General features: G+C 61.9%; 11 protein-coding genes. 6 read left to right on the top strand and 5 right to left on the bottom strand.

The features are described from left to right. Positions 1-2: 2 nt before the first annotated feature. Positions 3-1088, bottom strand: coding sequence for a chorismate synthase (gene aroC, locus ACILSE_RS09510; protein ID WP_395717146.1), 1086 nt, complete (start codon positions 1086-1088; stop codon positions 3-5). A gap of 49 nt (positions 1089-1137) precedes the next feature. Here aroC and ACILSE_RS09505 point away from each other — a divergent pair, with 49 nt between their 5' ends. Further along, positions 1138-1893: a phosphodiester glycosidase family protein gene (locus ACILSE_RS09505; RefSeq protein ID WP_395717145.1), complete on the top strand. Its 756-nt coding sequence runs from the start codon at positions 1138-1140 to the stop codon at positions 1891-1893. Positions 1894-1980: 87 nt separating this feature from the next. On the opposite strand, the gene ACILSE_RS09500 is transcribed toward ACILSE_RS09505, so the two are convergent. Further along, positions 1981-2649, bottom strand: a complete 669-nt coding sequence (locus tag ACILSE_RS09500; RefSeq protein ID WP_395717144.1) for a DUF4412 domain-containing protein — start codon at positions 2647-2649, stop codon at positions 1981-1983. A gap of 95 nt (positions 2650-2744) precedes the next feature. Here ACILSE_RS09500 and ACILSE_RS09495 point away from each other — a divergent pair, with 95 nt between their 5' ends. The 4 genes from ACILSE_RS09495 to ACILSE_RS09480 all read left to right on the top strand — a co-directional run bounded on the left by ACILSE_RS09495 (position 2745) and on the right by ACILSE_RS09480 (position 9874). Continuing rightward, positions 2745-4046 carry an ABC transporter permease gene (locus ACILSE_RS09495; RefSeq protein WP_395717143.1) on the top strand — a complete coding sequence of 434 codons (1302 nt, stop codon included), beginning with the start codon at positions 2745-2747 and terminating at the stop codon, positions 4044-4046. 66 nt (positions 4047-4112) lie between these two features. After that, the gene (locus tag ACILSE_RS09490; RefSeq protein ID WP_395717142.1) at positions 4113-7103 is read left to right on the top strand and encodes a DUF1592 domain-containing protein; all 2991 of its coding nucleotides are present in this window, start codon (positions 4113-4115) and stop codon (positions 7101-7103) included. Between the two features lie 26 nt (positions 7104-7129). Beyond that, entirely contained in the window at positions 7130-8452 is a 1323-nt protein-coding gene (locus ACILSE_RS09485) for a DUF1552 domain-containing protein (protein ID WP_395717141.1), read from the top strand. A 147-nt stretch (positions 8453-8599) separates the two neighbouring features. Beyond that, positions 8600-9874 (top strand): ATP-binding protein, encoded by a 1275-nt coding sequence (locus ACILSE_RS09480; RefSeq protein WP_395717140.1) that lies wholly within the window; start codon positions 8600-8602, stop codon positions 9872-9874. Positions 9875-9922: 48 nt separating this feature from the next. Here ACILSE_RS09480 and ACILSE_RS09475 read toward each other — a convergent pair whose 3' ends face one another. Then, a complete protein-coding gene (locus ACILSE_RS09475) occupies positions 9923-12853 on the bottom strand; it encodes a PSD1 and planctomycete cytochrome C domain-containing protein (protein WP_395717139.1) in 2931 nt (976 codons plus the stop codon). Between the two features lie 69 nt (positions 12854-12922). Beyond that, positions 12923-14506, bottom strand: a complete 1584-nt coding sequence (locus ACILSE_RS09470) for a protein kinase domain-containing protein (protein WP_395717138.1) — start codon at positions 14504-14506, stop codon at positions 12923-12925. Positions 14507-14607: 101 nt separating this feature from the next. Between ACILSE_RS09470 and proC the strand changes: the two genes are divergently transcribed. Then, positions 14608-15411, top strand: a complete 804-nt coding sequence (proC, locus tag ACILSE_RS09465; RefSeq protein ID WP_395717137.1) for a pyrroline-5-carboxylate reductase — start codon at positions 14608-14610, stop codon at positions 15409-15411. Positions 15412-15426: 15 nt separating this feature from the next. Here the strand turns inward: proC and ACILSE_RS09460 are convergent, their stop codons facing one another. Beyond that, positions 15427-15786, bottom strand: a complete 360-nt coding sequence (locus ACILSE_RS09460; RefSeq protein WP_395717136.1) for a hypothetical protein — start codon at positions 15784-15786, stop codon at positions 15427-15429. Positions 15787-15818 lie beyond the last annotated feature (32 nt).

The raw sequence follows: 15818 nt of genomic DNA, 5'->3' as shown, positions 1-15818 counted from the left end.
CCTTATCCTCGCATCGCCCGCTGGCGCAGGAAGTGGTCGGCGAGCACGAGATGCACCATCGCCTCCACCATCGGCACGGCGCGTGGCAGCACGCACGGATCGTGACGGCCGCGTGCGGAGAGGGTCGTGTCCTCGCCGGTGTTGGTGATGGTCTTCTGCTCGCGCAAAACGGTCGCTGTCGGCTTGAAGGCCACGCGGAAGACGATCTCCTCACCGTTGCTGATGCCGCCTTGCACGCCACCGCTGCGGTTGGTTCGCGTGCGGATGTTTTTGCCGTCCATGAAGAACTCGTCGTTATGCTCCAGCCCGGTCATCGTCGTGCCGGAAAAACCGCTGCCGATCTCAAAACCCTTCGTGGCAGGCAGGCTGAGCATCGCCTTGGCCAGATCGGCCTCCAGACGATCGAAAACCGGCTCGCCAAGCCCCGGCGGCACGCCGCGCACGACACACTCGATCACGCCGCCGACGCTGTTGCCTTCGCTGCGGATTTTTTCGATGAGGGCGATCATTTTCTCCGCCGCCACGGGATCGCAGGTGCGCACAATGTTGGACTCAATGACATCGGAGTTCAAAGCGGCGCCCGCCGGCACCTCGGCGCTGATGTTCTGCACCGTTTTCACGTAGGCGAGGCATTCATATCCGCTGAGCGAGTGCTGCAGCACCTTCCGCGCGATAGCGCCGGCGGCCACGCGGCCGATCGTCTCTCTCGCGCTTGATCTGCCGCCGCCGGAGACGGCCCGGATGCCGTATTTGGCATCGTAAGTGTAGTCCGCGTGGCTGGGGCGATACGCCTGCTGCATTTCCGTGTAGGCGGAAGGGCGCTGGTCCGTGTTCCGCACGAAAATGCCGATGGGCGTGCCAAGGGTCTGGCCGTCGATCACGCCGGAAAGAATTTCAGCGGTGTCGTCCTCCTTGCGCGGCGTCACGATCTTGCTCTGGCCGGGGCGGCGGCGGTTCAGCTCATGCTGAATGTCCTCGACTGTGAGCGGAATGCGCGGCGGGCAGCCGTCGATGACGACGCCGACGCCGGGGCCGTGCGATTCGCCCCAGGTGCTGATGCGGAAGAGTGTGCCAAGACTGCTGGACATGTGTTTTTCATCATGGACGGGGATGAAGATGCTGCAAATGGTTCGCCCCATGAAACTCCCGCGCTGGCTTCTCACCGTCTTCGGCTGCGCCACCGTCACCTCGCATCTGCATGGCGCGGAGGCGGTCGATCACGAGGGAGGGCGCTATCACCTCTACCGTGTGGACAAGGCGGACTGGTCGCGGCTGGAACTGGTGTGGCAGGGTGCGGATGGCAAGCCGCTGATGGATTTCAACGGCCTGCGCTCCCATCTCGCCGCGCAGAACAAGAAAATCGTCTTCGCGACGAACGCGGGCATCTACGAGCGCGGCCCGAAGCCCTGCGGGCTGACGATCTGCGCCGGACGCGAGCTGGTGCCGCTCAATCTGCGCGATGGCGAGGGCAATTTCTTCCTCAAGCCGAACGGCGTCTTCTATCTCGACGACCAAACCGGCCCCGGCGTGATGGAAGCCGCCGAATTCGCGAAAAGCGGCCTCAAACCGCGCATCGCCACGCAATCCGGCCCGCTCATGCTGCGGCGCGGTGTCATTCATCCGGCTTTCAACGCGAACTCGCCGAACAAACGCCTGCGCAACGCCGTCGGCGTGCGAAAGACGGACGGACAGATCATCTTTGCGATGAGCGACCGTGACGACGCGGTCAAAGGCCGCGTCACATTTCACCAGCTCACCCGCTTCTTTCTCCATCTCGGCTGCGAGGACGTGCTCTATCTCGACGGCGACATCTCCACGATGCTCATTGATCCGAAGCCGGATGCCAAATTCGTGTCGAACACCTTCGCAGCGATGTTTTTCGTCGCGGAGTGAAGCAAAAAACCAAGGCTATCCGATTTTCGCAGGCTTTTTCGGCACCACCTGGGTGCAGCCATCAATCCAATGGAAAAGTTGGCCAGTTCACTTCGGCGGCGCGCCGCCGGGCAGCATTGGCATTTTCATTTCGTTGTAGCCTGCCGGCGCGGTGAACTCCTTTGCGTCCACTTCCTGCTCCTTCGCGGAGACGAGCAGGGTGCTCACATTTTTGCCCATCATTGTCATCTCCGACTTCACCACCATACCGTTGAAGTCCGCGGCTTGCGGTGCGAGGCCGGCCATCGCGTTGCCCATGGTTTTGCCCAGCTTGTCATTGATCGCGTTGATCTCAGCGAACTTCGGGAAATCCTTCGCCACCCAGAAGCGGCCTTTGCCCATCTGGCCCTCCCAAGTGTAGATTTCGGCCTCCCACTCGCCCACCTTCTCTTTTTGCCCGGTGGCGACTGGTTTTGCGGCAGGCTGATTGCCGAGCGGAGCTGCGGCCTTCGCCGCCATCTCCAGCGCCGTCCTCATCGTCGCGAGATCCATCTTCATCAGCATTTTTTGCGTGTGCATGAGCACCACCATGCCCTCCGCGCCCGCGATCACACTCATCTCCGCGCCCACGTCCACCCGTGCCTGCTCGCCCTTGATCTTGGTGACTGTTTCTTTGTCCTGCCCCTCGGTGGTGGTCTTCTGCACGATGACCCAGTCGGCGCTGGCGCACGTTGCGGTCAACAGAAGAACAAGGAGCGAGCGGGCGAACAATTTCATGCCTTAAGGCTAGCCCGAAACCACCTTCGCGGTCAATCTCGAACGTCTCCGGCCTTGAACCGCGTTCAATCGCTCCTCATCCTTCGTCCCGCCGCATGAGCCGCCTTTTTGTCTTCATCCGCCATCATCTCGCCGGGTCCGGCATGCTCGTCGCGTTGTTGCTGCTGTGCGTCTTCTTCAGCATCGTCACGTGGACCGATCAGCACCCGCAGGACACCGCCGCCGCGCAGGAACTGGCCGCGCGGATTGCACCAAACGCCAAAGTTCTCATCGTCGTGCGGCCGCAAACGGAAGATAATGCCTTCGCCCAAGCGTTGAACGCCGAGCTAGGCTCACGCGCCGAAATCGTGACAGGCGAGCCCAAGGACGCCCGCGCGGCGCTGCAACGTGCCGTGGCCGCCGGCGGGCTCGATGTCATTGCCTGCAACCACGCCACCGCCTCCTGGCTCGTTTTCAGCGATCTCGCCACCGACTTCCCAGCGCTCAAAGACACACGCGTGCTCAAACCACGGTCGCAGTCGTGGCCGGTATTCCTGAAGGCCGACAATCTGCTCAACATCGCCAATCAAATCGCCGTCATCGCCATTCTCGCCATCGGCATGACGCTGGTCATCATCACCGGCGGCATCGACTTGAGCGTTGGTAGCCTGATCGCGCTTTCTGCTGTCGTCACGGCAATGATCGTGCGGGATTTCTGCGGCGGAACGAGCGCGGGCGCTGCGGGAATGTTCGCCGCAGGCCTCTGCGGCATCGCCTTGTGCGGCGTGTGCGGTTTGATCTCCGGCGCGTTCATCACACGTTTGCGCATGCCGCCTTTCATCGTCACGCTTGCGATGATGCTGGTGTGCAGCGGGCTTGCATATCGTTTTGCGGAGAATCAATCCGTCTATCAGGTGCCGGATTCCTTCGTCTGGCTCGGACGCGGGGCGGATTTGTTCGGACTGCCGAACGCCGTCGTGCTCATGCTGCTGCTTTACGCCGCCGCGCATGTCGTGATGACGCAAACCACGTTCGGTCGCCATCTTTACGCCGTCGGCGGCAACACCGAGGCCGCGTTCGTCTCCGGCGTGCCGGTGAAACGCGTCATTCTCATCGCTTATTTGCTTTGTGGGTTGCTCGCGGGACTCGGCGGCGTCGTGACGGCCTCGCTTTTGAAAAGCGGATCACCCACCTACGGCCAGATGTATGAGCTCTATGTGATTGCCGCCGTCGTGGTCGGCGGCACGAGCCTCAGCGGCGGCAAAGGCACCATGCCGGGCACCCTGGTCGGCGCGTTCATCATCGCAGTGATCCAGAACGGCATGAACCTCACCAACGTCGAAAGCAACACTCAGAAGATGGTCCTCGGGCTCGTGATCCTCGGCGCGGTGCTGGTGGACCGGCTGCGAGCCAAATGAAGCTCTGTCAGGAGCAATTCAGGCATGGAAATGGCTCGTTCGAACGTAGTATTCATTAGCCCCCTAATGCGCCGTTTCGCCGTCTTTTTCGTCCCTTCTGTCCTTTTCGTCCTTCCAGCCCGCTCCGCCGACTGGAAGGCCGTTGAGCCCATGCTCGCCGCGAAGTGCTACGAATGCCACAACGCCGACAAAATGAAGGGCGATGTCGATTTGAAGCAGTTCGCCGCGGATCCGAAGCTCGCCGAAGAATTCGAGATCTGGACCAAGGTCAAAGACACCATCGACAACGGCGACATGCCGCCGCGGAAGGCCAAGCAGCTTACGTCCGATGAAAAAGCCGCCATCACCGGCTGGGTGCAAAACGGCCTCGACGTGCTCGCCGAGGCGAAATCCGGCGACCCAGGCCCGGTGACGATGCGTCGGCTCACGAATGCGGAGTATGACAACACCCTCCGTGACCTCACCGGCCGCGACTACGCGCTGGCGAAGGAGTTCCAAACCGACGGCGGTGGTGGCGAAGGCTTCACCAACACGGGCGACGTGCTTTTCATGAGCCCGGCGGCCATCGACAAGTATTTCGCTGCCGCGCGGAAGCTCGCGGATCATGCCACGATCATGCCGGGCACCGGCGTCGTGTTTCATCCGAACCGCATCGGCCTTCGCGGGCCGGAGCAGGTGAAGGCGCAGGCGCAGCAGGGCCTCTATGTGTGGTATCAGCAGAAAGCCGCGCCGCACCTGCCGAAGGATGACGAAAACATGCGCGAGGCCGATTACATGCTCGCCTGCTGGAAACACAAGCATGCCAAGACGCCGCTCGATCAGCTCGCGAAGGACATGAAGCTCAGCGTTCACTTCCTGAGCAACTGGTGGAACCTCGTGAACTCCACGGAGCCAAAAAGCCGCTACCTCGACCTCGTGCGCGTGCCGTGGCGCGAGTTGCCTGCCGATGAAAAAGCTGCGCACGAGCGCATCAAGTCCATCGAGGCCGACATGCTGAGCTGGAACAATCCGAAAAAGCCCGGCAGCGGCGTGCAGCGTCAGCAGCAGGACAGCGACGGCATTCGTCCCTATGTGATGCAGGGGCCGGTGAACGGCAAAACGCACGTGAACCTCTGCTTTGGCGATACTGGCGATGGCAACAAAGGCGACATCGCCCTCGTGACGCAAATCGACTACCACATCGGCAAGCAGAAGCTCAATTACCTGACGTGGCTCGACAAAACGATCGCTGAAAAGCGCAAACAAACGCCGCCGCCGCCAAACCTCGCCGAATTGGAAAACGTGCGGGCGCTTTACGGGAAGCATCCGCAGCCCGGTCGCAGCATTGAGCCGAACGTGCTCGCCTTTGCCGCGCCGCAGGTCTTCAAGCTGCCGTTGCCCGAAGGGGCGAACTGGCTCCTGGTTCATGCACGTCTCGACATGCAAAATGCCGAGGTCGATGAGGCCTCCATCCAGTGGACGATGACCACCGAGACGCCACGCGACGTGACAAAGATCATCCCTGGCGTGCTCACCATCTGGAAACGCAGCACGAAGAAGTCCGGCGAGACCATGAACGACTTCAACAAGATGAAGACCGCGTTCCCGGACATGTTCGAGCGCCGACTGGAGGAGGTCGCAAACAACCTCTACCGCGGCGGCCGGCCCAACTACACGGTCTATTACTTCAGCGATGATCAACTCGGCCAGCTCCTCGGCCAGAATGACAAGAACTACCTCGCTGCGATGAAGAAGGACTGGGGCTACAACGCGAATCCGAACCTCAACAAGCAACAGCAGCAGGAATACGACGGCGCTTTGCTCTGGCACCTGCATGAGTTCACGAAGCGTGCCTGGCGTCGGCCGATCACTGACGAGGAGATCAAAAAGCTCGACGCGCTCTACTTCGCCAGCCGCGCCAAAGAACTCGACCGCGAATCCGCTGCTCGTGAAGTGCTCGTGCGCGTGCTCGTTTCGCCGAATTTCCTCTTCAAAGCCGAAACGCTGCCGCCCATCGCCGACGCAAAGACCAGCGAGGTGCCGCTGAACGCCCACGAGCTCGCCTCGCGCCTCAGCTACTTTCTCTGGGCTTCGCTGCCCGACTGGCAGCTCCGCAAAGCCGCTGATGATGGCAGTTTGCTGAAGCCCGAAGTGCTCGCCGCGCAGACCCAACGCATGCTGCGTGATCCAAAGGCCGCCGCGCTCGCCAAGGAATACGCGGGGCAGTGGCTGAAGTTCAACGGCTTCGACGAGAAGAGCACCGTCGATGAGAAGAAGTTTCCGCAGTTCACGCCTGAGCTGCGAAACGACATGCAGCGCGAGGCCGTGGAGTTCTTCACCCACCTCGTGCGCGATGACCGCAGCGTTTCCGACATCATCGGCGGCGACTACACCTTCCTCAACGAACGCCTCGCGAAGCACTACGGCATCCCCGGCGTCACCGGCGGCGACTTCCGCGAGGTGAAAGGCATCGCGCAGCATCATCGCGGCGGCTTGCTCGGCATGGCAGCCATTTTGACCAAGACCTCGCGCCCGCACCGCACCAGCCCCGTCGTGCGCGGCGATTATTTGTATCAAGTCGTCCTCGGCATCGCCTCACCACCGCCGCCGCCGAACGTGCCGGAGCTCAAAGAAACCAGCAAGCCCTCCAGCCTGCGCGAGGCCCTCATGCAGCACCGCACCGACTCCGCCTGCGCTGTTTGTCATGAACGCATCGACCCGCTCGGCTTCGCGCTGGAGAGTTTTGATCCCATCGGCCGCTTCCGCGCCACGGATGAGACCGGCGGCAAGATCGACGACACCGGTGAAATGACCGACGGCAGCAAATTCACCGGTTTCACCGGCCTGCGCGACTACCTCAAAAAGAACGAGCCTCAATTCCTCACCCAGCTCACCCGCAAACTCCTCGGCTACGCTTTGGGACGCCAAACCCTGCCCAGCGACAAAAAACTCCTCCAGCAGATGCAGGCCTCGCTCAAAGCGAACAACGGCAAATTCTCCGCCGCCGTGCTCGAGATCGTGAAGAGCCGCCAATTCCTGAATCGACGCGCTGAAGCAACCGTCGCCACCAATCCGTAATTCTTTAACTCCTTCTCCCCCCAAACATGATGAAATCTTCCCGTCGTCACTTTCTCCGTGGCACCGGCGTGGCCCTCGGCCTGCCGTGGCTGGAGTCGTTCTGCGCTTTCGGAGCCGAATCGGTCAAAAACAACACCGCGCCGCGCCGGCTCGCCGTGTGCTTCACCGGCAATGGCGTGAACCCGCATCACTGGGGTGCCAAAATGGGCGCTGGCGGCATGGAATTGATGAAGTCGCTCAGCCCGCTCGAAGGGCTCAAGAAGCACGTGAACGTCTTCCAAGGCCTCTGGAATCCCACCACCGTGGAAGGCGAAGGCGGCCACTACCCGAAGATGAACGTGCTTTGCGGCCTGAAGGTGAAAAAGACCACCACCGATGTCGAGGTCGGCACCACGATGGACCAGCTCATCGCCGCGCACACCGGCAAATTCACGCCTGTGCCCAGCGTCGTGCTCGGCACCGAGCGGCCCAGCTACAGCACCGACAGCGGCTTCACCTCGATTTACTCCGCTTACATTTCATGGAGCACGCCCACCACACCCGCACCGAAGGAAATCTTCCCCCAGCAGGCCTTCGACCAACTCTTTGACGACGGCAGCCGCCGCAAGCGCGACAAAAGCATCCTCGACCTCGTGCTCGAAGACGCCAGCAGCCTCAAACCGAAGCTCAGCAGCCGCGACAAGCAAAAGCTCGACGAGTATCTGACCTCCGTGCGCGAGATCGAGCAGCGCGTCGAGCTCGCCGAGAAGATCAGCCAGGCCGAGACGAATGGCCAGGGCTGGCAGCCCACCGTGAAGACCGTCACGCTCGGCCGCCCCGCCGCCGGCATCCCCGCCAGCAGCGAGGACCACCTGCGCCTCATGTTCGACATCATGCTCCTCGCTTTCCAGATGGACCGCACGCGCGTCGCCACCTTCATGATGAACAACGACCTCTCGAACATGCGCTTCCCCAGCCTCGACGGCATCAGCGGCGGCATTCACGAGCTCTCGCATCACGCTGGCGACGAGCATCGCCTCAGCATGTACCAGCGCGTGAACGAGCATCAGGTCAAACTCTGGGCCGAGTTCCTCGCCAAGATGCAAGCCACGAACGAAGGCGAGCGCACCCTGCTCGAAAACAGCATGATCCTGCTCACCAGCAGCCTCATGGATGGTAACGCGCACGATTCGAGACAGCTTCCTGTCGTCCTCGCTGGCGGCGGTGGTGGCACCATCCAAGGCGGCCGCTTCCACGACCTCAGCAAGGACGAAAACCGCAAACTCTGCCGCCTCCACATCGCCCTCATGGACCGCATGGGCGTGAAAACCGCCCACTTCGGCGATGCGGAGAACGCGCTGGCGATTTGAGCTTTGATTAGATGCTTCTGGATTCACAGGAGCTCGCTTTTGTTGGGTTGGCATCACACCCGCTCTAGCAAGACGGTGATCCGCAAACATTATGATCCTGAGACATAATGTTTGCGATGATGCAGGCGGGCGGCTACACTTCGCCGCATGAACCTGGACTTCGTCAATCGCATCAAAGAGCAGGCTGAACTGGCCTCCGCAGCTCGCAAAGGAGGGTTGCTGGTCATTTTTGGGCGCAGGCGCGTGGGGAAAAGCCGCCTGCTGCGCCATTGGATCGCGCAGAATGGCGGCATGTACAGCCAGGCCATCGAAGGTCCGCAGGACATGCAGATCAGGCAGGTTTTTGAGGACATTAAAGGTCGTATCGGCACGCAGATCACGCCGAAAACCTGGCCGGAGCTGCTGGAGGTGCTTTCACTCCAAAAGAAGCCCTGGACGCTGTGCATCGACGAGTTTCCCTACCTCACGGCGGTGGATGCCTCGCTGCCAAGCCAGCTCCAGCGCTGGATCGACCAGCCCATCCCGAAGGGCTGCCTCCTCATCCTAGCCGGATCGAGCACGCGGATGATGAACGATCTCTTCCTGAACCGCGCCGCGCCGCTCTATGGCCGGGCGCACAAGCTCCTGCATGTGAAGCCGATGGACTACGCCGCCTTTTGCCAGGCTTGTAGCCTCAAACCAGCGGACATGGCCTCCTTCGAGCAGTTTTCGCTCGTCGGTGGCATCCCGAAGTATTGGGAGTTCGTCGAAAAAGGCGCGGATGCCATCGCCTTGGCCGAGGCATTGTACTTCGACTTCGCCCCTTACATGGAGCAGGAGCCGCAGCGCATCTTGCGTGACGAGGGCGTCATCGGCGCGAACGCCGTCTCCGTCCTCGAAGCCGTTGGCCGTGGTGCCGAGCGTCCGTCAGAGATAGCCACACGCCTCGGCACCGCGCAGACGAATCTCTCCCGCCTGCTCCAGCAGCTCCTCGACGCCTCCGTGCTCGAGCGCGAGCTGCCGTATGGCGAAAGCGTGCGCACCACGAAGAAGATTCTCTACCGCATCGCCGATCCCACGATGCGCTTCTGGTTTCGTGTCTATTCACCCCACCAGAGCCGCTGGATGACCTACTCGGTGGAGGAAAAGCAGAAACTCATCCACGACCACGCCTCCACCGTCTTTGAAGACGCCTGCCGCGCCCGTTTTCCCGCCGCCACCCGTTATTGGGAAAAAGACATCGAACTCGACCTCGTCGCCCCTGATCCCGAGGACGCGAAACGCCTGCTCGTCGCCGAAGTGAAATGGTGCAAACTCAGCGCCGCCGAGCGCCGCCATGTGCTGGCCCAGCTCGAAGGCAAATGGCATCGTTGCTCCCTCAGTCAAAAGCACCCCAAGGTTCGGTTTGAGGTCTTTGATGCGGCAGAGATCAAAGGGATGTGATCCAAATCCAGGCCGTCTTGTGGCGCACCAAGCATTCGCGATGAAGGATCACTCTTTCGTGATCGTCTCGTCGAGATTCAGCAGGACGCGAGCGACGAGTGTCTGCGGCGCGACTTCGCCCTTTTTCTGCTCGTGGCGGTGAAGCATGGCGAGCAGGACGTTGCTTTCCTTCGGCGTCGGGGCGCGGCCGGTGCAGAGTTTGAAGCCGTGGGCGATGCGGGAGGCATCGTCGGTGCCGCCTTCCTTCCACATGCGTTCACCGAGGGCTTTGGCGGCCTCCAGGCTCATCGTTTCGTTGAGCGTCATGAGCGCCTGCAGGGGCGTGTTGCTCTTGGAGCGGCGGATGCAGGAAGATTCGCCGTTCGGCACGTCGAAGGTGCTCAAAAATGGATACGGTGTGCTGCGGCGGCGGAAGACGTAGATGCTGCGGCGGTACTTCTCGGCGCCTTCTTCGACATGCCACGGGAAGGGCGCGTAGCTGGCGGGTTTTTCGAAGAGATGCGCTGGTGCGGGCGGCATGACGGGGCGCCCGCCGACTTCGGGATTGAGCAATCCGCTGGCGGCGAGCTGGATGTCGCGCACGACTTCGCCTTCGACGCGGAAGCGTGGTCCGCGGGCGAGCAGGCGATTGTAGGGATCGCGTTCGAGGAGTTGCGGTGTGACGTTGCTGGACTGCTGGTAGGTCTCGCTGGTGACGATGAGTTTGAGCAGGTGCTTGGTGCTCCAGTTGTGCTCCATGAAATCGACGGCGAGCCAATCGAGCAGCTCGGGATGGCTCGGGGGCGAGCCCTGCGTGCCGAAGTCCTCGGCGGTTTCGACCAAACCGGTGCCGAAGACGGCCTGCCACACGCGGTTCACGTAAGCGCGTGCGGTGGTGGGCGAGTTTTTGTTGGCAAGCCACTTGGCGAAGGTGAGCCGCGATGCATCGGCGTTCTTCGGCAGCGGATTGAGCACTGCGGGCACGCCGGCGCTGACTTTGTCGCCGGGCTTGGTGAAGTCCCCGCGTTTCAGCACGGTGGTCATGCGGGGCTGCTCGCGGGCGTCGAGCACAAGCGTCGTCGCGCCTTCGGGATGCTGCTTCCACAACGACTCGATTTCGTCGTTCACGGTCTTCCACTCGGGAACGGTGGCGCGGAAGACGGCGAAGGCGTTGTTCTTGCCGTAAAGAGGGTCGGCCTCGGCATTCGCGGCATCGGTGCTGCTGATGCGGTAGCGGCCGAGGTTCATCGTTTGCAGGTCGTCGCTGTTCCAGCCGCCGTGCTTCATGCTGAGGCCGATGGTGAGTTCAGAGTCGGGCTTCACCTCGACGGGGTTTTCGAGCACGAAGACGGCATTGCGTGGCACGTTGCGACGTCCAGGGCCGGCGTCGATGCCCCAGGCGGTCTTGTCGTCGCCATCGATGGCGTAGCTGATCGGACCGGTGACGCGTTTGTCCTTCTCGATCTCCTTGTCGCGGGCAAAGGGAGCCAGCGGCGTGTTCTTAGGCTCGCCGAAGTCGGAGGTGGCTTTGACAAACTTCAGCTTGGTCACCTTGCCGTCGATTTTCATTGTGACGTTGAACTCAGTGAGCGCGGCGGTGCCTTTCTGCGAACGTCCGGGGCCGTAGGCGGGCAGGTTGGGATCGTTCATGAGCTCCAATCGGAAGGCGTTGATTGTTTGCGGTCCATCGAGCTTCGCGATGAACTTCACCTCGCTTTTCGTGGGCGCGTAGCCTTGCGCGAGAATGCTGCCATCGGGCTGGCGCAGGGCTTTTTCGCCGCCGGAGGGATCGTCTTCAAAGTGCATGGCGCGCCACTGCGGCTGCGCGGATTTGATCTTCGCTACCCATGCGTTCATGCGCTGCTGCCATTCGGGGTGCTCGTGCTTGAGCTTGTTTTCGAGCTCTGTGATGCGCGAGAGCAACTGCGAGCGCCGCATCTGCTCGCCGGAGGTGTAAACGACGCGCCAGGGCTCGTTGTCGTTGTTCAGGTAGGCGAACATCCGGTAGTACTCCTCCTGCGATATGGGGTCGTACTTGTGGTTGTGGCATTGCGCGCAGCCGATGGAGAGGCCGAGGATGCTTTTGCCGATGACGTCCATGTGGTCGAACATCGCCTCCATGCGGAACTGCTCGGGATCGACGCCGCCTTCCTCGTTGATCATCGAATTGCGCAGGAATCCGGTGGCGACGATCTGATCCTGCGTGGCCTTCGGAAGCTGGTCGCCGGCGATCTGTTCGATGACGAACTGGTTGTAGGGCATGTCGCGGTTGTAGGCGTTGATGACCCAGTCGCGATAGAACCAGATGAAGCGCATCGGATCCTTTTCGTAGCCGTTGCTGTCGGCGTAGTGCGCCGCGTCGAGCCAGTGACGGGCCCAGCGTTCACCGAAATGCGGGGATTGCAGGAGTTTCGCTGGCAGGTCCGAAAGGTCGGACGTGTCCGAGGGGGCAGGGGGCAGGCCGACGATATCGAGGTAAAGCCGACGACGCAGCGTTTCGGGCGCGGCTTTCAGCGAAGGACGCAGGCCTTCCTTTTCAAGACGCTCACGAATGAACGCATCGATGGGATGCTTCGCGTTGGCGGGCACCTTCGGCTTCACCGGCGGCTTGAAGGCCCAGTGGTCGGTCTTCTGCTCGAGCTTCACGCTGGCGCTGTCCGGCCACACGGCTCCGGCGTCGATCCATGCTTTGAGCTTCGCGATTTGATCCGTCGTGAGCGGATCACCTTTGCGCGGCATGCGCATCTTCGGGTTCGTGCCCAGGACGGCGTGCATGAGGCGGCTTTCATCCGCCTTGCCCGGGACGATGGCGATACCGAAATCTCCGCCTTTGAGAGCGGTGGGCTTGTGGTCGAGCCGGAAGGCGGCCTCCTGCTTGTGCGGGCCGTGACACTGGTAGCAGTGCTGGCTGAAGATGGGCTGTATGTCTTTGACGAAATCCACCCCGGTCGCGATTTGCGTGGCGAAGAGCAGTGAGAATAGGACGGCGGTGTTTTTCACGACGGGATTCAAACGCAGACTAGTGATGCGAAATCATCTCCAGACGCATGGAGAATGCTGCGGCCGCGGTCATCCTCCGACCTCGATCTTCAGGCGCGGGTCCGGCTTCGGCAGCCCTTTTTTCTCCCACACCACCTTCTGCTGCGCGTCGAGGACCTTCACAGTGAGGTTTTTGGTGCGTTCGCCGAAGTCCTTGTCAGTGCGGTTCCAGATGATGATGGATTGCAGCGGAGCCTCGCGGCCGAGGTCAACCTGCCACCAGGGGCTGCGGCGCGCCTTGCCGTCCGTGTGGGACACTTTGCCGCCCTTGCTGTTGTCGCCATCGGTGTTGCCGTCGATGGCAAACTCCGGCTTGCCGCCCCAGTCAACGCTGCTCTGCGTGGCGTTTCCCTGGAGGGCGATATTGGCGTCGCCGCTGAAGACCTGAACCTCGGCGAGATTCAGCACAGCCTTGCCCGGGATTTCGATGCGGACATAGCGGCCTTTGAGGCCTGGTCCGGCAGTGGCCTCCGGCGCGCTTTTTTTTGCTCCGGTCCCTTCCGTTGAGACGCTGTTGCCCTCATCTGTGCTTATGCTCCATCCAGAAACGCCCTCCCGCACAAACGGCCAGGCAAAGAAACCCACGAGGACAATCGCGATGAGGTTTAGGACCACGGCGATGGCGGTGCGGCTGCCGGAAGACGATTTGGCAGGCGGCTTCGAGGGCTGAGCGCCGCTGCTTTTCGCCGCGTCCGGCGCGGACTTGGGCGTGATGGGTTTCGGCCTGGGCGCGTTTGGATGCGCGGCGGCCCCGAGCGGCGTGGTTTGCGTGCCGGGAGGCATCTGGGGAGCCTGCTGCGGCATGTAAATGAAACCGGTCTGCATCGTCGGCATCAGTGCTTCCAATGCCTGTGCGACGGAATGCGGGCGGAGGGCCGGATCAGGACGCAACAACCAGGCGATCCAGTCGATCAAGGGCTGGTCGAGATCGGGACGCATGTGACGGAGCGTGGCACCAGCGTCGAATGCCTGCCATTGCTGCACAAGGTCGGCGGGATCGTCACCCTGCGCCGGCGCGGAGTTGGTGGCCAGGCAGAACAAGCTCCCGGCTGCGGTGAAAAGATCGCTTTGGCTCGTGGGCTGGCCGCAGGCGTGCAATTCGGGCGCGCGAAACCACAGCGTCTCCGGCGACTGCACCGCACGCGCCTGGGTAAGCCCCCAATCCTGCACCTGCACAAACAATCCTCCGCCCGGATGATCGGCGACGATCAAATTGCTCGGCTTCGGATCGCCGTGCGGCTGGCGCAATTGCTCGCCGACAATCAACGCGTGCATGAGCTGCACCGCGAGCGCGCGAAGATCGGTGGGGGTGGTCTGACGCTCCGCGGCAAAGACGCGGACGTTCATCCCGGGCATGAAATCGTAGATCAGCGCGAACTCGTCCTCGGTGGGCACCAAGGTGATGAGACCTGCGATCTGCGGATGACGGATCTGCATGAGCGAAGGCGCGAGAAGCTGTAGTTGCTCACGATCCAGCGCATGCGGCGTCTCATGCTCGTTCAGCAGCGACTTGAGCAGCACCTTGCGCCCTGTGGCCACCTCCACGCCGCGATAGACCTTGGCCGCAGGCCCTGCGGCGAGAAGTTTTTCGGGATGAAATTGCTCAGCGGACATTTTTTGCCGGTGATTTGCCGGAGCATGGCAAAAAAACAGCGAGTGATGCAAGGGAAGATTGGCGGACTTGCGCATTCACACATCCGCCCCACAGTCGCGGCATGTTGAAACTCGGACTCATCGGCTGCGGGAAAATGGGCGGCGCGCTCTTGCGCGGCGTGGAGCAGGCGCTTGGCAAAAGCAGCCTCAATGTCGCGCTCAGCGACGTGGTGCCGGAGGCGGTGAGCAGCCTGCGCAAGTGCCTGACTTGCAAAACCATCACGGGCTCGCCCGCGGAGGTGGCCGCCGCATCGGATGTGGTCATCCTCGCTGTGAAGCCGGCGGACATGAAAGCGCTGTGCGAAACGCTCGCCGCAGTCAAAGGCACGCGACTTTACCTCAGCATCGCGGCAGGCATCAATCTCGCGCATCTGGAACTGTGGCTTGGCACGCGTCAGCGCGTGATCCGCAGCATGCCGAACACGCCCGCGCTCGTCGGCATCGGCGCGGCGGCCTTCGCACGCGGCAGCAAGGCCACGGCAAAGGACGCGGCGCTCGCCACGAAGATTCTTGGAGCCGTCGGCACGGCGGATGAGGTCTCTGAAAAACTGCTCGATGCCGTCACCGGCCTCTCCGGCAGCGGACCAGCCTATATTTACACGGTGATCGAGGCGCTGGCCGATGGCGGCGTGCTGATGGGCCTGCCGCGGGCCACGGCGCTGCGTCTCGCCGCGCAAACTGTCGCCGGAGCTGCTGAAATGGTGCTCACCACCGGCAAACATCCCGCGTCGTTGCGTGATGAGGTCACCAGTCCAGGCGGCACGACCATCGCAGGTCTCGAAAAGCTGGAGCAGAATGGCTTGCGCAACGCGCTCATCCAAGCCGTGCGCTCAGCGGCGGAGAAAAGCAAGGCGCTGGGCGCTTGAGTGGCGGCCTAGAAGTTATGCGCTCAACTTGAAGCCGAACTTGTAGGTGTAGCCAATGTAAGCCAGCGCAACGCCAACAAGGATCGCGATCAGCACCACCACCGGAGCAGCCAGCACGCGGCGCTTTGACAGCACGGGCAGGAAGCCGAGCACAAGCCAGAGGGCGAACTTGATCCACACCCACATGGGCCAGGGCCAGGTGATGCCCATTTTGGCCAGCATGCCGAAGCCGGACACCAGGCTGATCACTAGACCGATGCCGTGCCACTTCATAGACTTCTTAGCACCTTCGCTGGAAAGCAGGCCACCGAAGCCGACGAAAACGAGGATCAGGCCGATAAGATGGAGGAAGTGGTAGGTTTGAAGCGTGAGCATGGTGATTCAGTGGCGCAAGGGAACGAGCCGGA

The organism is Prosthecobacter sp. (assembly GCF_044236155.1).
In the GTDB taxonomy this organism is placed as follows: domain Bacteria; phylum Verrucomicrobiota; class Verrucomicrobiia; order Verrucomicrobiales; family Verrucomicrobiaceae; genus Prosthecobacter.
This window is presented reverse-complemented; position numbering and strand designations above follow the sequence as displayed.